Genomic DNA, 17,766 nt, shown 5'->3' with positions numbered 1-17,766 from the left:
GCGACAGACTTTCGATGGTGGGGCACCGGGCTCCGTAAAGGGGCTTCGCAGAGCGAAAAACGGGGATAATGGATGCAACGGCGCCCGATTGGAGGCGCCAGCCTGGCGGGGTTGCCATGTGCGCCGCTTCGCCCTCGATTGAAAGGTCCTGCCATGTCGACTGTCACCACCATTGCCAAAGGCAACGTCACCGCTCAGATATCATCCATGGGCGCCGAGCTCACAAGCTTCGTCGTAGATGACAGGGAGTATCTGTGGCAGGCTGATCCAACGTTTTGGGGCAAGCACGCACCGGTGCTGTTTCCCATCGTGGGCTCCATCCGTGGCGGGGAGGCAACGTGCTCAGAGGGCGCCTGCCGCATGGAACGCCACGGCCTCGCCCGCACCGCGGAGCACGCCGTCGTCGGCATGGCTGAGGATGGGTCTGCGGTGACGTTCGAGTACCGCGACACCCCCGAGACTCTCAAGGCCTACCCATATCACTTCAAGCTCAACATGACCTACGCAATCACGGGCGATGCCACGCTGACGCAGACGTTCACCGTCACCAACACCGGCGACGTTGATCTGCCGTTCTCCGTTGGCGGCCACCCCGCGTTTAACGTTCCCGCGCCGGGCGCCGAGGGCGAGGACTTCGAGGATTACGTTTTCGAGTTCGCCGAGCCCTGGACGTGCACCGCACCTCGCATCGCCGAGGGCGGCCTCCTCACCTTCGATGAGTCCTTCGTCCCAGTCGAAAATTCGGACGTGCTGCCGGTTACGCGGAGCCTGTTCGCGCACGATGCCGTTATTCTCACCGATGTCCCCGGCGGAACGCTCACGCTACGCGGCACCAAGAGCGGTCGCGGCATGCGTGTCGACTTCGCCGACTTCAAGTACATTGGTCTGTGGTCCGCCCAAGAGGGCAACTCGCCGTTCATCGCGCTGGAGCCTTGGACCGGCCATGCCACGCTCACGAGCGAGGACGACGTGCTTGAGCATAAGCGCGACATCACGATCCTGGCGCCCGGCAAGACCGCGGAGTACAGCTTTAGCATGACCGCGCTTTAATGCTCGGACCGATCGCGTATACTCGGGCAAATCGCGTGCGCCGAGCGTGAACTGGGACAAGCTTTGTGCCGCATGAGAGAGCGTGCCGATGGGCGGGTCGTTGCCACGGGGCGGCGGCCCGCCGTGCGTGGGGCCATTTTCGTGCGAGGCGTGGCGTGGCTCAGCTGCGCATGTCGGAGCTTGAAGCGTTGTGCTGCAAAATTCCCTTTCAGTAAAAGCACCCTATCTAATTACTGAGATCTCCGGTTCCTCGCGGAGCCGCCGCGCTTCAAGTCCGACCCGTCGCGCGACCGGGTTCGTGCGTGTTCGGCCTCGTGGGACATCTTGGCGCTTATGCGTCGCCCGGCGCGTTGGATGGGCCGAACCACAGGGCGGGCAACTTTCTTGACAGGTTCGGGCATCTTGTGCGGATCGAATTCCGTGGGGCTCATGATGTTGAACCGGATGGACCACCAACGGATGAACATCGTGAGCGCGACGCTGATGAACGCAGCAGCGATGTTCCACATTCCCAGGCTTTCGATGAGCACCATATAGGTGATGGCGCCGGCGATTGCCGCCATGGCGTACAGGTTGCTGCGCCGGAAGATATAGGGTACGCGCGCAAGGCATATATCGCGCAGCATGCCGCCGCCCACGGCAGTGATGAAGCCCATCATCACGCAGGTGATGGGCGGGTAGCCGTATGCCATTGTTTTGTCGGCACCCATGACGGCGAACAGGCCGACGGCGAAGATGTCGAGAACGGAGATAAGCCGGTCGGGCTTTTCGACCATCCAGGGAAAGGCGAAGACGGCCGCCGCGGTGCCGATGGATACCGGCAGGGCGAGGGGTTGCTGCAGGATGTAGACGTTGTGCTCCTGAAGAATGACATCGCGGGTCAAGCCACCGCCCAGCGACACAAGCACGGCGAGGCCGATGGCGCCGATGAGGTCGAGCTTGTTTTCGCGCGCGGCGAGCACACCAGACGCCGCCGCCACGATGACGGCGACCATTTCGAACGCAATGGGAATCTGGACCATCTCTTCGCCCAAGGCCATCGCGTTGGCAGCGTGTGCAGTAACTGCCAAGACGGCTGGACTCATGGCTGGTCTCCCTTCACGATGCGCCTGCGATGCGAGCCTGCAGTGCACTTGCCCTGCGCGCCGACGCCCGCGCCTTCGATGCGCAGCGGTGCCTGCGCCTATCAATCTTAGCCGAGGTATGGCGCGGGGCGAAGTACGCATCGATATTTGCCCTGCGCGGCCGGGGTCCGTTTTGGATGTGAGGAATCGTGGGTTTGAAACAGAATGGGAGTTTCAAACCCACGATTCCTCACATAAAGGGGCATGGTAATGTGATTTATCATGGGTTTGAAATGATGCGTTCATTTCAAACCCGTCTTTTCTCACAAAGTGCGGAGCTCGGGCTGCCCAGGGGGCCAGATGGGACTCGAGCTACCCAAGGACCCGAGCTGCCGAGAGAGGCCAAGGCGCCAGATGGGGCACGCGATGGGTGCTTGGGCCCGGGCGGTGACGGGATCCTGCTGGCGTTGACGGGTGCCCGCAGCCCTGACGGCACTTGCGGAGGGGCGATGGGCACCTAACGGGGGGGGGTGATGGGCGACAGGGCTCTATCGACCCGCTGGGTCTCTGCGGATTCCCGCCATGGTCACCGTCTTCCCGCGCTTATCGAAACGTGTTGCGCTGAGTGTGCTAAGTGTTTCGCTGAGGTTGGAAATCAAGAGGCCCGCCGGGTTTGGCAATCTTTCTCACAATTTCACTTGCGCGCGTGGGAAAGTACGGTACAATAGCCCCTGCATTCACGGAGAGTTGTCCGAGTGGCCGAAGGAGCACGATTGGAAATCGTGTAGGCGCCAAAAGCGTCTCCAGGGTTCAAATCCCTGACTCTCCGCCAGAACTTTCAGCGGCACGCATCCATATGGGTGACGTGCCGTTTTCACTTCTTACGGAGGAGTGGCAGAGTGGTTGAATGCGGCGGTCTCGAAAACCGTTTACGGGTACTCCCCGTACGAGGGTTCGAATCCCTCCTCCTCCGCCATTTTCGAAACAGAGGCGAGCCCGTGCGGCTCGCTTTTTCGTATCCCCTGCGTGGATTCGAACCCGTGAGGGGGCGGAGCTGAGGAAACGCGGCAGCGTTTTCCAGCGTAGCCCGCAAGCGCCGTAGGCGCGCAGCGAGGGGAGGGCGCGGAGCGCCCGGCGAATCCCTCCTCCTCCGCCATTTTCGAAACAGAGGCGAGCCCGCGCGGCTCGCTTTTTCGTTTACCTTGCATGGATTCGAACCCGCGAGGATCCTTACGGTTGACTTGCGCTCGTCTTAAGCCCTGCTTAATCCCGTGCACGCGCGTGTACAGGGGGCGTTCATCGGGATACACTGCATCTTGAAAAAGATTTCCAACATGGAGATGAGGCAGGATGAACGCACGAAACCTGGGATTTGTATCCTCATGGCATATGCTCACGCGCGATAAGGGCTGGCTTAAGCCGGTCCTGGTGCTGACGCTGGTGGGCTGGATTCCCATTTTGGGGCAGATTGCCCTGCTCGGCTATGGAATGGAATGGGCACGTCTCACCGCTTGGGGTGTAGACTCGGCACCCAAGCAGCGCGGGGTCGATTACGGCAAGGTGCTCTCCACCGGCGGCCGTGCGTTTTTGGTCACGATTTCGATGGGAATCGTGGTGGCACTGATTTTGCAGGTCGTGTTCCCCGGATCTTTGTATCTGCTCGTCTCCGGCCTGACGGGCGGCAACGCGGTGAGCACGATGCTCGCCGTAACGTCCGGTGCGACGTTCTCGTTGTTCACCATCTTCGCGAGTGGTCTTATGGGTTCGTTTTTGCAGGCGGCGTCGCTTCGTTCCACGTTGTACGACAGCTTTTCCGCGGGTTGGCGTCTCGACCGCCTCTTCCAGATGATCGGCCGCGATTTCGGCGGATTTCTACATACGTTTGGCGTCGTGTTCATAGGTGGGCTTATCTCGGGCGCCTATGCGTTCATCGTCACGCTTGTTTGCGGTCTGGTTGCCGTGGGCAGCCTCATGAGCGCCACCGCATTCATGGGCATCTCGGGGTCCTATATGAGCGGTTGGCATTTCATTCTCGAACGGCTGCTGCAGATCGGCGCTGGTCCGCTGCTGCTGTTCTTGCTGTGCGTCATCGCCCTCACGTTTATTGGCGGAGTGATCAGCACCGCAATGAGCCTGGTTTCGATGAACGCGATGGGACAGTGGTTCTGCCGCTTTGACGTGGACCGCTGGGGTGTTTCGGGCGATCCGTTGCCTGCTGACGTGCCGCATCGGGATGGCTACGCGTCTGGCGTGCAGTCCGCTCCCGTTCCCCCCGTCACCCCTGCAGGCGCGACGAATACCGATTTCGTTACCGAGCCGTCCACGTCCGTTCCCGCCGAGCCGTCTGCCCATGCGGCGCAGGAGCCCGCCGCATCGCCTGTAGAGCCGTCGACCCCGCAGGCTGACCCGGTTACGCCCTTGTCGGAGGATGCCGATATTCCCGTCGATCCGGTTGTTCCCTTGGACGCGGAGGAGGGCTCTTGCCCGTCCAGCGATGCGGCAAGTTGCACCGACTCCTCGGGCGAGTCCGAGCAGGGGAGCGCGGAGGATTCTAAGGAGCCTATCCTTTTGGGCCCCATTACCTCGGATGATGAGGCCGAGGACAAATAAGGTCCGGAAAAGACCCGGTACCTTGTGTGCATCGTGTGAAGACGACGTGAGCCCCCGTGCGTGGTAGTTCTGAGGAGAACCCACGTACGGGGGCCATTGCATGGCGGGGTCGACGTGCCGATGACCTGCGAGGGCGTGGGTCGTGTCGGATGATGCGGAAAGGGCGGTCAGGGCTTGCGCTGCAAAACGCAGAATTGTGTCGGGATGGCGTGGCATGCTGGTGCCATGGCGGATCACACACGCGAGCGCCGGGGCAGAGGCTCTTGCATTTGTGGAGGTCATGGGGTGGATGATGGGGCACCTTGCAAGATGTGCAGACTCGGCTATAGTTAGCACGTCTTTTCCTGCTTCGGGCGCACCTTCACGACCCGAAGCCGTTTGTCCAGAGGAGGTGACCACATGAAGGCTTATGAACTGCTGTTCTTCGTTAACCCCAACCTCGATCCCGAGACTCGTCTCGCCGTGATGAAGCGCATCGACACCACGATCGCCGAGGGCAATGGTAAGGTTGACAACGTCGACGAGTGGGGCAAGCGCAAGCTCGCTTACGAGATCGACAAGCTCACCGAAGGTGACTACACCCTCATCAACTTCCATGCAGACCCGGCTTCCATCGCGGAGCTCGATCGCGTGCTTCGTATTACCGACGCCGTGATCCGCCACATGATCGTCCGTCGCGACGACCAGGAGTAGGTCATTTGTATGGATGCGGCACCCATATGCGCCGCATGAGAGGTAGTGAACACGTATGAGCATCAACCGAGTCAACATTTCCGGTAATCTTACCCGCGATCCCGAGTTGCGCGTTACTTCTGGCGGCACGCAGGTCCTGAGCTTCGGCGTGGCCGTCAACGACCGTCGCCGGAATCCTCAGACGGGCGAGTGGGAGGACTACCCGAACTTCGTGGACTGCACGATGTTCGGCACCCGCGCGGAGGCCGTGAAGCGCTATCTCTCGAAGGGGTCGAAGGTCGCGATCGAGGGCAAGCTCCGTTACAGCTCTTGGGAGCGTGACGGTCAGCGCCGCAGCAAGCTCGAGGTCATCGTCGATGAGATCGAGTTCATGTCCCGCGGTCAGCAGGGCGATGCGGGTGGTTATGCGCCTGCCCCGTCCTACGGTCAGCAGGGCGGCTACGCTCCTGCGTCCGCTCCGCAGCAGGCTCCGGCGCCCATGGCGGCTCCGGTTCCCCCTGCGGTCGACGTCTACGATGAGGACATCCCGTTCTAGGGGTGATTTGTAGTTGACGGCACGGCATAAGCCGAGCCGTCGTTCACGAAAGGTATTGAGACATGGCTAATGATTATTCTGCCCGTCAGCCGCGTCGCAAGTACTGCCAGTTCTGTAAGGAGGGCACTGAGTATATCGACTACAAGGATACTCAGCTCCTCCGCAAGTACATGACCGACCGCGGCAAGATCAAGCCGCGCCGCGTCACTGGCGCCTGCACGCAGCATCAGCACGACATCGCGAACGCCATCAAGCGCGCCCGCGAGATGGCTCTCCTGCCGTACGCCGTGCCCGTGGTGTCCACCCGCGGTCCTCGCGAGAAGAAGTAGGGAGGGTACCCATGAAAGTTGTTCTGCTTGACGAGATCAAGGGCAAGGGCGGCGAGGGCGACATCATCGACGTCGCTCAGGGTTATGCCGAGAACTACCTGATTCCGCAGAAGCTCGCCGTTGCTGCTACCAAGGGTAACCTCAAGCAGCTCGAGGAGCGCCGCAAGAATATCGAGAAGCGCGAAGCCGTCCGTCTTGCCGATGCTGAGGCTCTCAAGGCCAAGCTCGAGGGCCAGAAGGTCCTCGTCGATGCCAAGGTCGGCGAGGAGGGCATCCTCTTCGGTTCCGTCACCGCCGCCATGATCGCCGACGCGATCAAGGCCCAGCTGGACGTCGAGGTCGACCGCAAGCGCATCGAGCTCGGTAAGCCGATTAAGGTTGCCGGCGCTCACGAGGTGTCCATCTCCATTTACCGCGAGATCCGCACCTCCATCATCGTCCTCGTGGGCGTTGAGGAGGCCGAGGCTGACGAGGCCGAGGCTGAGGTTGTTGCCGAGGAGACTGCCGAGGTTGAGACCGAGGCTGCCGCCGAGTAGCACGTGCCGCACGCATAGCATATAGCGACTCGAATGGGGTCCCGTGCCAAGCGCGGGACCCCATTTTGCTGTTGGGCCGATGCGGGCGCGCCAAATGAGGACGTGATCCACTGGCGCCCCGATGGCGCTCGAGGGGTCACTGCCGGACTCAAGGCACGCGTGCCATCGGGGCGCGTGCCGGTGTGTGCGGCTTGGGCCTGCGCGGGAATCAGTCAACAGCGGTGTTCAGCGTGTTTTCAGTCTGCGCTCATGACGGAAAGATTGGTAGGTATCACAAATACCAGTCTGAATAAGACCTGATAAAAATGTGGAAGGTATCTTCTGGTTGTAACCAGTACTGACCGTTTGCCGATGATAATCGGCCGTTGGCGGTGCCCCCCCCCCCTCGTATCTAAACCACTTACCCGCTTGGGATATGGTCAATCTGTTTAATTGGGGGCGGACTGTGCAGATGGTCCGCAAGTGAGGAAAGGGGGGTGCGGATGAGGAAGAGCAGATTTGCGACAGTTGCCGCTTTTGCAGTAGCTGGCGTGCTCAGTTTTTCTGCTCCGGCGCAGGCAATGGCGGCGGGTTACGGTAGCGTAATCGCCAATAAAACCGGTGATACCGTCACAATGGGAAACGATGCGATATCGCGTACGTGGTCCATCAAGGACGGTGTCCTCAAGACCACCGAAATAAACAACAAGCTTGGAAAATCGAAATTCACGCCTCAGGAGGGCTCCGAGGAGTTCTATATCGAGCAGCTCGTTGAGAGTTCTCGCGTGGAGCCAAGTGAGGCGCTGACGAGTGTCAAACCCGCTGGGAAGGCGCCCGCGACGGCGACCGTCGAGGTTTCGTCGACTATGGACGAGGCGGGGAACGCCGCCGCAAACGCGATTGACGGCGATCCTGCCACCTACTGGTGCTCCGAAGACACCAAGGGCGGGCAGTCGATAATCATCAACTTTGACGGTGCGAAGACTGTCGCGTCCTTTGAATACACGCCGCGCGTAAGCGGAACCAACTGGGACTGCACCGGTCGTATCAAGAAGTACGTCCTTGAGTATAAGCAGGGCGACGCTTGGACTGAGGCTGCGCGGGGCGAGTTCAACGCTACTGGCAAGACTGCGGTTCAGCTGAACAAGGCCGTTACCACCACGGCGCTTCGCCTCACGGCGACTGAGTCCCATCACTGGGATGCTAACAAAATCAACACCGCGATCAACGTCGCTGAGTTCGACGCCAAGGACGCCGCTGGCAAGAGTGTGGTCACCGCCAGTGCCACCACCTCGTGGTCTGCCGAGGCGAGCTCGGTGCAGAACGGTGACGGCGGCGGTGTCGCCGCGCTGTTCGACGGCAACGTTGGCACCTACTTCCACTCTCGCTACAACAACGATGGCACGGGCACTACGAACCAGATGCCCGTGGACATCACCATCGATCGCGGCGAGGGTGCCAAGTCCGCCTTCCAGACCGTCGGTTACGCCGGTCGTCCGGGCAGCGCCACCTCGAACGGCAATGTGCAGAAGTTCGAGCTGTACGTTGCGGACAGCAAGAGCGACCTTTATAAGGAGACCAGCAAGAAGGGCTCCTTTACGGTCGACTACGCCGGTGCCTACGATGGCAACACGTCCAAGATGATCTACTTTGGTCTCGATGAGGCACAGAGCGGTCGCTATGTGGGCTTCCGCGTGACGCAGGGCGCGAACGGCAACTTTGTCTCCGGATCTGAGCTCGACTTGTTCGCCGAGAAGTTCACCTCCGTTCCCAAGGGCGAGGGTTCGGGCTTTGCCGCCAGCAAGCTCAAACTCAAGGACGTGGCGATTTCCGATACCACGGACAAGCCCGGCAAGATGATCGCCTTCACCTTTGACGCCGCCCAGTTCGGCTCCGCCGACGGCACCGTGGTGGAGAAGGTCGTCATGTACGACGGCGACCACTTCATGCGCAAGTTCCTCGAGGTCAAGCTTGAGGACGAAACGGCTCGCATCAACTTCATCGACGGCGAGCACATCGTCACGTCGAGCGATGACACCATGTGGACGGTCCCCAAGGAGTCCGGCGTCGTGCAGATGGACGCTGCCAAGGCGACGCTCGGCCAGCCCATCTACGTGAACGGCCTGTTCATGGGCTCGGAGTTCCCCGAGACCGACACGCAGATTGCCGACAGCCTGGGCCGCACCCGCTATTGGACGGGCAAGAACTTCGCCGATTTCAAGCGCGACAACCAGCTCACCACGGACGGAAAGTACGTCTCGTGGCAGACGGTCTGCGGTGCCACCCACTCGAACGGCTCCGACATGAACGTTGTCCAGTCCGACTTCTACGCCTACATCACGAGCATCTCCAAGCCGAGTGAGTTCCGCATCCAGTACAACTCCTGGTTCGACAACATGATGTTCATCGACGACGAGAACATCATCGAGTCGTTCAAGGCCGTGGATAAGCAGCTCTCCGAGACCGGCGTGCGCCCGCTCGAGTCCTACGTGGTCGACGATGGCTGGAACCAGTACCGCAAGAACGAGACGCAGTACACCACGGGCGACGATCTGCGCAGGAACGGCTCGGTTGACGGCAAGTACGGCGTCAACAACACCGGTTTCTGGCAGTTCAATAACAAGTTCCCCGACGGTCTGACCCCGTCTTCGAACTTGGTGCGCAAGCTCGGCTCCAACTTTGGTGTTTGGATCGGCCCGCGCGGCGGCTACAACTACTACGGCAACCTTGCCTCGATCATCCAGGATGCGGGTAAGGGCTCCTCTGCCGGCGGCTCCATCGACGTGGCCGACCAGCGCTACGTGACCAACTTCACCGACATGGCCGTTACGTGGATGGAAGATTACGGCGTCAACTACTGGAAGTGGGACGGCTTTGCCGACAGCGCCCAGTACGGCGCCTTTGCCTCGGGCGAGAGCGCCGTGGGCTATGACGAGGCTCACCAGCATATGTACGGTGGTCCCAACGGGTACTTCCACGCCACCGACCTGTGGGAGAAGTGGATCGTCCTGTTCGACAAGGTGTGGGAGACCGCCAGCACCGAGCAGATCGAGGATCTGTGGATCTCGCTCACCTGCTACGTCAACCCCAGCCCGTGGTTCCTGCAGTGGTCCAACTCCGTGTGGATCCAGTGCGTGGGCGACCGCGGCGAGGTCCACGGCGGCGCGGGCAACGACAAGATGAACACCATGCTCACGTACCGTGACGCCTGCTACTACGAGTTCATCAACTCCAACCAGTTCCAGTTCCCGCTCGCAAACCTCTACAACCACGATCCGATCTACGGCAAAGAGGGCACCGGCATCACCGCCGACTCCATGGACGGCGAGCAGTTCCGTAATTACCTGTTCATGCAGGGCACGCGCGGCACCGCCTTCTGGGAGCTCTACTACTCCGACTCGCTCTTCAACGACGAGAAGTACCTCATCAACGCCGACTTCCTCGCATGGGAAGAGGGCAACTTCGACATGCTCCGCAACGCCAAGTGGATCGGCGGCGACCCCGCGTCGAACGCTGGCTTGACGAGCAATCCCACGGTCAACACGCCCGGTACGCAGGAGGCCTACGGCTTCTCAGGTTTCAACACCGCGGGCAACGAGGGCATCATCTCCATGCGCAACCCGGCTAACGCCGAGCGCACCATCGAGTTCACCCTCGACGCCGGCATTGGCTGCACCGAGGATGGCACCTATCAGGTCGTGCGCGACCACGTGTACACCCAGGGTGGCAAGAGCGCTGCCGAGGCACCCAGGACCATCGCCAAGGGCCAGAAGGTCTCCGTGACCCTGAAGCCCGGCGAGACCCAGATTTGGCACCTCTCCAAGGGTGGTGACACAACGGCGCCTACCTTTGAGCGCCTGTACAACGAGGGCAATACGACGCTGCGCGTTCAGGCTTCCGAGCACGTGTACAATACCCAGCTCGAGGTGCTGATCGACGGTAAGAAGGTGGAGCTGGCCGAGGACGCCATCACCGCCTACGCCGACCTCAAGACCTTTGACATCACCCTGCCTGCCGCTCCCGCCAACGGCGCGGCGGTCGAGATCAAGGCGATTGCCGGTGCCGATTCTGCCGGCAACACGTTTGAGGGCTCCATTGTTCGTACCTTCCATGCCGACGGCCTCATCCTCACAGGGACGCGTGCCGCTGGTTCCGTGGAGGGTCCGAATGGCTTTACCGTTGTGGCGACCGTCAAGGACGCCGCAGCGGATACCGTCCTGCTCTCCCAGGGCGATCAGTGGGCGCTCGGTATCGATGCCGAAGGCAAGGCCTACTTCACCGTTAACGGTGTGACCGCCACGTCCGAAAGCACCGTCTCCGGCATCACGACCATCAGCGGTGCCCGTGAGAACAACGGTATGCTCAAGTTGTACGTGAACGGCGAGATTTCCGGCAACGGCTACGATGTCGAGAAGACCGCTGGTTACAGCATCAAGGCGGGCGAGATCAAGGTCGATGCCGCCGCGACCGATTACAAGGTGTACGACCGCGCACTGGGCTACGACGAGGTTCCGGCCTCTCCGCTCGAGGACCTTATTGCCGAGACCCGCGCCCTCAAGGACAAGGTGACCGCCGAGTCCTGGGCCGCGGCGAACATGGATGCTCTGCTTGAGCAGGCCGAGGAGGCCTTGAAGAGTGGCGACACCGCTGCCCAGCAGGCTGCCTATGACGCACTGCGCGCCGCCCGTGCCAAGCTGGTTCCCGGCCTGGGCGAGCCCGAGTTCGTGAACCACGCAAAGGGCAAGAACGCCTCCGCGCACTGGACCGCGGATGATTCCGCCGCCGAGAACAACCCCGATCGTCCTGCGAGCATGGCGGTCGATGGCGAGAAGGGCTCGAGCGCCATGTATGGCGAGTTCGGCCATGACGACCGCGCTGAGAGCTCGTATCTCCAGGTCGATCTGGGGGCCATTGAGGACGTGACGGGCATCAACCTGGTCCGCTTCTACAGCGACGGCCGCACGTATCCCAACACCACCATCGTCCTTTCCGAGGACGAGACGTTCGACGCGGACGACACGATCGTCTACAACTCCGATGCCGACAACAAGAACGGCTTTGGCAAGGGTGAAGACGAGGCGTACGCCGAGACCGCCGAGGGCAAATCGTTCGACGTCGCCCGTGGAACGAAGGCGCGGTACGTGCGCGTGTACATGAACGGCAACACGCGCCCTGGCCATACCGGTAATACGAACCACGTCGTTGAGCTTGAGGTCATGGGTCCCGAGCAGCAGACGCTGGGCGATCCGTTTGGCATCGAGAAGCTCGATGCGATCATCGCCCAGGCAAAGACCGCCCTTGAGAACAAGGACAGCTACACTGCCGATTCGGTGGCGCAACTTGAGACCGCGCTGAAATCCGCCGAGGAGTTTGCGGCCAAGGTCCGCGCCGAGATCGAGGCGGGCACGTTTGAGACCACCTATGGTGAGTTCGACGCCGCGTGTGATGCGCTGCAGAAGGCCATCGACGCGCTGGAGCTCGCTAAGCCCGAGTCCCAGCAGGAGCACACGGTGACCTTCGACTACGGCTACGAGGGCGTGGCGCCCGAGTCCGTTACCGTTGTCGATGGCAAGGCGGTTACCAAGCCGAACGACCCGATCCGCGCGGGCTACGTCTTTAAGGGTTGGACGCTCAACGGCAAGGTCTACGACTTCTCTGCTGCCGTTACAGGTGACATCACGCTCGTGGCGCAGTGGGAGAAGGCCGGAAGCACCAATCCGGACGACCCCTCGAAGCCCGGCTCTGGAACCACCGAGCCCTCCAAGCCTGGTACGGGCCTTCCCGGCACGGGCGACTCTACGCTCCTGATGGTGGGCGGCATCGCGATCGTGGGCATCGGCATTGCCGCTGCTGGCCTCGCGCTTGCTAAGCACCGGAGGTAGTTCAAGCTGCAGGTTGCAGCATAGGGACATTACGAACCCTATTCCCTTGGGACCCCGCATCGTTGTGCGGGGTCCTTTTTGCTGTCGCTTCCGTGGGAAAACTTGAGAGAAATCCACAGGGCCTGTGTCTTGGCGTGCGAGCATGTGAAAAAGTCCCAGTTGGAAGGGGCTGGGCTCAAGTTCAAGTACCACTTCAAGGTTGCAAGCCCTCTACCAGCGAACATACTCAAAAAGTGGCCTTTACCTGCGTGTTCACCGAATCATCATATAAGCTGTATGCAAAGAAACCTTCTCTAGCTGGTAAAACGTTGAAAACTGCAGGTCAGAACTGCATCTGTGGAAAACCATCACGGGTCATCGTACAAAAATGTGGAAAACGTTGATAACCCATGCGCGCCCAGATGGAGAAGCCGACTTTTCAACATCCGTCTGTGGAGTGCGCTCTGTCCCCACAAAACGCTTGACTTGAGCTGGGATTGTGCTTTTCGGAATCGTGGGGATACCCTACCATTGGTTGTCCAGCCATATTGCGGGCCTCACCTTGGGTGCCTGCGTGAAGAATGTGGGGAAGGAGCGCGCGTGGAGATCGTGAGCGACGGATGGTCGCAGACCGGTTCTGCCGATTTGGGAGCCCTTAAGGGGTTGCCCAACAACATAGAGGCCGAAGGCAACGTCTTAGCCGCCATGATGCTCTCGGGCGAGGTTGTCGAGGAGGCCCTCGTCGAGCTGCTCCCCGATGACTTCTACCGTCCCTCGCACAAGACGATCTTCACGGCGATGTCCGGCATGTACGAGAGCAGCATGCCCATCGACTCCATCTCGCTCATCGACTATCTGCGCTCCATCGACAAGCTTGAATCGGTGGGCGGCGAGGCCTATATCCTCGAACTCATGGGCAACACGCTCGCGCTTGCGCACTGGCAGCATCATGCCGAGATCGTGCGTCGCGATGCCATGCTGCGCGAGATCATTGGCGCGACCAATCAGATCAGCGCGCTCGCCTACGATTCTCCGCTCGACACCAAGGAGGTCATCGAGCGCGCCGAGTCCATGCTGCTCTCGGTCACCGAGCGCGAGGTCAAGAGCTCGTACAAGGGTCTCACGGACTTCATGACCGAGGCGTATCAGGAGGCCGAGGAGGTCGCGCGCGCGGGCGGCGACGTCCATGGCGCCCCCACCGGATATCCCAGCCTCGACCGCATGCTCATGGGCCTGCGCGAGGGCCAGCTCGTGGTCCTGGGTGCCCGCCCGGCAGTCGGTAAGACCTCGTTCGCACTCAACTTGGCACTCAACGCCGCCGCCGATGGCTACACGGTCGGCTTCTTCTCCCTGGAGATGAGCGGCAAGGAAATCGCGCAGCGCTTCATTTGCGCTCAGGCCATGGTCAACATGTCGAACTTTCGTACCGGCCGCATCTCGCCCGAGGAGTGGGCGAACATCAACGAGGCGATCGGCGAGCTCAGCCGCCTCGATATCCTCATTGACGACACGCCGGGCACCACGGTCACCGAGATCCGCGCCAAGGCGCGCCGTATGCTCCACAACAAGGAGCGGGCCGTCATCATCCTGGACTACCTGCAGCTGGTGAATCCTCCGGCGGGCAAGAACTACAACGGCAACCGCGCCGTCGAGGTCTCCGAGATGAGTCGTGGCCTCAAGATCATGGCCAAGGAGCTCGGCGTCCCCGTGATCATGCTCTCCCAGCTCAACCGTTCGCTCGAGGGACGTACGGGCAAGCGCCCGCAAATGAGCGACCTGCGTGAATCGGGCTCCATCGAGCAGGACGCCGACATCGTCATGCTGTTGGACCGCTCGAGCACCGAGAGCGAGGCAGAGCGAGAAGACCGCCCGGACTTTGGCATCACGCGCGTGATCGTGGCGAAGAACCGTTCGGGCCCCATCGGAGATGTGGACCTGATGTTCCTGCCCGCTTCCACGAAGTTCTACGAGATTGACGAACACGCCGCCGAGTAATGCGCGTTCAGCCCAACCCCCCCCACGTCTGCGACATTTTGTCGCAGACGTGTCGCAGCGTGTTCGCCGGCAGGGGGCGTGTCTAGCCCTATTGAGTAATGGTGGAATGAGGCCCCGTGCCGCATCGCTGACGGCGCGGGGCCGTAGTACGCCTATAATGGGAACGCTGGGTCGATTTTGCCCGGCCGTGCCGGATAAACCCCCGGCGTACAAGACGACTCGTGCGGATCAAGCCTCCGCGCGCACGGAATGAGGAGTAGTCATGCCGTCAACAGTGTTGGTGGGAACCCAGTGGGGCGACGAGGGCAAGGGCAAGATCTGCGACTTGATCGCTCCCGAGTTCGATTGCGTCGTTCGCTATCAGGGCGGCAACAACGCCGGTCACACCATCGTGGTGGGCGATAAGAAGTACGGCCTTCACCAGGTTCCCTCGGGCATCATGTATCCCGAATGCATTTCGGTCATCGGCAATGGCTGCGTGGTGAACCCCGCGGTCCTGCTCGAGGAGATCGACATGTTCGAGGGCGATGGCATCTCCGCCGCCAACCTCAAGGTCTCCGGCAACGCGCACGTGATCATGCCCTATCACATCGACCTCGACGGCGCGTACGAGGAGCTGCTCGGCAAGAACAGCATCGGGACCACCAAGCGCGGTATCGGCCCGTGCTATCAGGACAAGATGACGCGCATCGGCATCCGTATGCAGGACCTGCTGGACGAGGAGACGTTCCGGTCCAGGCTGTCCGCGGTTCTCGACCGCGTGAATCCTCAGCTCGAGCGCATCTTCAACCTGCCCACCTACACGGTTGACCAGATTTCCGAGACCTACCTCCCCATGGCCGAGCGCCTGCGTCCCTACATCTGCGAGACGGGACTGTTGCTCAACGATCTGGTCGAGCAGGGCAAGACCATTCTGTTCGAGGGCGCGCAGGCCACGCTGCTCGATATCGACCACGGCACGTACCCGTTTGTGACCTCGTCCAACTGCACCGCTGGTGGTGCCGTGACGGGCTCCGGCGTGGGCATGAAGAACATCGACCGCGTGCTGGGTATCATGAAGGCATACATCACCCGCGTGGGCTCCGGCCCCATGCCCACCGAGCTCGACTATGAGACGAGCCAAGAGGGCCGCACTCTTACCGAGGTCGGCTACGAGTACGGCGTGACCACCGGCCGCCGCCGTCGTTGCGGCTGGTTCGACGGCGTGATTGCCCGCTATGCCACGCGTGTGAACGGCCTGACCGACATCGCCCTCACCAAGCTCGATGTGCTGTCCGAGTTCGACACCATCAAGGTCTGCGTGGCCTACGACTGCGACGGCGTTCGTTACACGAGCGTACCCGAGCACGCCGCCGCGTTCGCGAGCGCCGTGCCGGTGTATGAGGAGCTGCCCGGTTGGAAGTGCGACATCACCGGATGCCGTACGTTCGATGAGCTGCCCCAAGCAGCGCGGGATTATGTGGCCTACATCGAGAAGCTCGCCGGCTGCAAGATCTCGTTCGTTGCCGTGGGCCCGGATCGTGAACAGACCATCGTCCGCGACTGGTAACGGACTTCCCAGCCACCCGAAGCTCGGGGTTCACTCGTCGGTCGCCGCACGCTAGGCGTGCTCCCTCCTCGTTCACCCCGATCTTCGGCACCTGGAAAGCCCGTTACCTCGGACCTGAGATACATCTCTGGTTGAGTTAATTTTGAGCGGGCTCCGTTTGGGGCCCGTTCGTGCATAAGGAGGACGCATGAGCGCAACCGAGAACACTATCGACATCCTGCTGCTCGGCAGCGGCGGTCGCGAGCACGCCCTGGCGGCGAAGCTTGCCGAGTCCCCGCTTTGCGGCACCCTGTACATCGCCCCGGGCAATGGCGGAACGCTTGCCGTGGGCGAGAACGTGGCGCTTGATGCCGAGGACCCCGCCGCCGTGGCGGACTTCGCCCGCGAGACCGGCTGCGGCTTGGTCGTCATTGGCCCCGAGGCTCCGCTCGTGGTGGGCGTCGCCGACGCGGTGCGCGCAGCTGGCATCCCGTGCTTTGGCCCGGGTGCCGAGGGTGCTCAGCTTGAGGGCTCCAAGCGCTTCTCCAAGGAGCTCATGGCCCGCGCCGGCATTCCCACAGCGGCGTACGGCTCCTTTACCAGCGAGGATGAGGCACTTGCGTACGTGCGCGAGCAGGGCGCCCCGGTGGTCGTGAAGGCCGATGGCCTTGCGGCAGGCAAGGGCGTCGTGGTGGCGCTCACACTCGACGAGGCGCTGAACGCCGTGCACGGGTGCTTCGACGGCGCCTTTGGCGACGCGGGCAGCACCGTGGTCATTGAGGAGATGCTCACCGGCCCCGAGTGCACGTTGCTGGCCTTCACCGACGGCAAGACGGTTCGCCCCATGGCCACCTCGCAGGACCACAAGCGCGCCCTCGAGGGCGATTTGGGCCCCAATACCGGCGGCATGGGCGTGTACAGCCCGGTGCCGATCGTGACGCCCGAGGAGCATGCCGAGATGTGCCGCATCCTCGAGGAGACCATCGCCGCCACGCAGCGTGAGGGCATCGACTATCGTGGCTGCCTGTACGGCGGCTTCATGCTCACGCCCCAGGGCCCCAAGGTGATCGAGTACAACGCGCGCTTTGGCGACCCCGAGACTGAGGTCCTCATGCCGCGCCTTAAGAGCGACCTGGTCGAGGTCATGCTGGCCTGCGCCGAGCGTCGTTTGGATGAGATCGAGCTTGAGTGGCGCGACGAGTGGGCCGTCTCCGTGGTTCTCACGAGCGCCGGCTACCCCGGTTCGTACGAAAAGGGCAAGGCCATCACCGGTATCGAGGATGCCGAGGCCATGGAGAACGTGACCGTGTACCACGCCGGCACCGCCATGACCGACGCCGGCGAGCTCGTGACCTCGGGCGGCCGCGTGCTCGACGTGACGGCGTTGGGCGACACCTTTGAGGCCGCCCGCGACTTGGCGTACGCTGCCTGCGATAAGATCGACTTCGAGGGCAAGACGCTTCGTCACGACATCGGTCTGCGCGCCCTGCGCGGCCGCGACGCCTGGGACGCATAGGGTCGCCGTACTTTGCGCTGACCGCTCTCATGGGACGAAGAGGGTAGGAATGTCGAAAATCGGCGTCAAA

11 protein-coding genes and 2 tRNA genes are annotated in these 17,766 nt (G+C 61.8%); 12 read left to right on the top strand and 1 reads right to left on the bottom strand.

Going from position 1 to position 17,766, the window contains the following annotated elements; translation table 11 throughout:
* Window positions 1-153 precede the first annotated feature (153 nt).
* Entirely contained in the window at window positions 154-1,050 is an 897-nt protein-coding gene (locus Q5Q88_RS04340; RefSeq protein WP_294122264.1) for an aldose 1-epimerase family protein, read from the top strand.
* Window positions 1,051-1,280: 230 nt separating this feature from the next.
* On the opposite strand, the gene Q5Q88_RS04335 is transcribed toward Q5Q88_RS04340, so the two are convergent.
* A complete protein-coding gene (locus Q5Q88_RS04335) occupies window positions 1,281-2,135 on the bottom strand; it encodes a trimeric intracellular cation channel family protein (protein WP_294122266.1) in 855 nt (284 codons plus the stop codon).
* A 720-nt stretch (window positions 2,136-2,855) separates the two neighbouring features.
* On the opposite strand from Q5Q88_RS04335, the gene Q5Q88_RS04330 reads away from it, so the two are divergent.
* The 11 genes from Q5Q88_RS04330 to purD all read left to right on the top strand — a co-directional run bounded on the left by Q5Q88_RS04330 (window position 2,856) and on the right by purD (window position 17,696).
* Window positions 2,856-2,946: transfer RNA gene (locus Q5Q88_RS04330), tRNA-Ser, on the top strand.
* A 53-nt stretch (window positions 2,947-2,999) separates the two neighbouring features.
* Window positions 3,000-3,090 (top strand) — tRNA-Ser (locus tag Q5Q88_RS04325).
* A 374-nt stretch (window positions 3,091-3,464) separates the two neighbouring features.
* Window positions 3,465-4,724, top strand: a complete 1,260-nt coding sequence (locus Q5Q88_RS04320; RefSeq protein ID WP_118654070.1) for a DUF4013 domain-containing protein — start codon at window positions 3,465-3,467, stop codon at window positions 4,722-4,724.
* A gap of 399 nt (window positions 4,725-5,123) precedes the next feature.
* The gene (gene rpsF, locus Q5Q88_RS04315; RefSeq protein WP_118654071.1) at window positions 5,124-5,417 is read left to right on the top strand and encodes a 30S ribosomal protein S6; all 294 of its coding nucleotides are present in this window, start codon (window positions 5,124-5,126) and stop codon (window positions 5,415-5,417) included.
* Between the two features lie 55 nt (window positions 5,418-5,472).
* Window positions 5,473-5,952, top strand: a complete 480-nt coding sequence (locus Q5Q88_RS04310; protein WP_118654072.1) for a single-stranded DNA-binding protein — start codon at window positions 5,473-5,475, stop codon at window positions 5,950-5,952.
* Window positions 5,953-6,014: 62 nt separating this feature from the next.
* Window positions 6,015-6,281: a 30S ribosomal protein S18 gene (gene rpsR / locus Q5Q88_RS04305; RefSeq protein WP_006721901.1), complete on the top strand. Its 267-nt coding sequence runs from the start codon at window positions 6,015-6,017 to the stop codon at window positions 6,279-6,281.
* Window positions 6,282-6,292: 11 nt separating this feature from the next.
* Window positions 6,293-6,817, top strand: coding sequence for a 50S ribosomal protein L9 (rplI, locus tag Q5Q88_RS04300; protein ID WP_118654073.1), 525 nt, complete (start codon window positions 6,293-6,295; stop codon window positions 6,815-6,817).
* Between the two features lie 482 nt (window positions 6,818-7,299).
* Complete coding sequence (locus Q5Q88_RS04295; protein ID WP_118654074.1) at window positions 7,300-12,678, top strand: discoidin domain-containing protein; 5,379 nt, start codon at window positions 7,300-7,302, stop codon at window positions 12,676-12,678.
* Between the two features lie 579 nt (window positions 12,679-13,257).
* Entirely contained in the window at window positions 13,258-14,652 is a 1,395-nt protein-coding gene (gene dnaB, locus Q5Q88_RS04290) for a replicative DNA helicase (protein WP_199588915.1), read from the top strand.
* A 262-nt stretch (window positions 14,653-14,914) separates the two neighbouring features.
* The gene (locus Q5Q88_RS04285) at window positions 14,915-16,201 is read left to right on the top strand and encodes an adenylosuccinate synthase (protein ID WP_302741947.1); all 1,287 of its coding nucleotides are present in this window, start codon (window positions 14,915-14,917) and stop codon (window positions 16,199-16,201) included.
* Between the two features lie 187 nt (window positions 16,202-16,388).
* Entirely contained in the window at window positions 16,389-17,696 is a 1,308-nt protein-coding gene (purD, locus tag Q5Q88_RS04280; protein ID WP_118652152.1) for a phosphoribosylamine--glycine ligase, read from the top strand.
* Window positions 17,697-17,766: the final 70 nt, after the last annotated feature.

Source organism: uncultured Collinsella sp., from assembly GCF_959026545.1.
In the GTDB taxonomy this organism is placed as follows: Bacteria; Actinomycetota; Coriobacteriia; order Coriobacteriales; family Coriobacteriaceae; genus Collinsella.
This window is presented reverse-complemented; position numbering and strand designations above follow the sequence as displayed.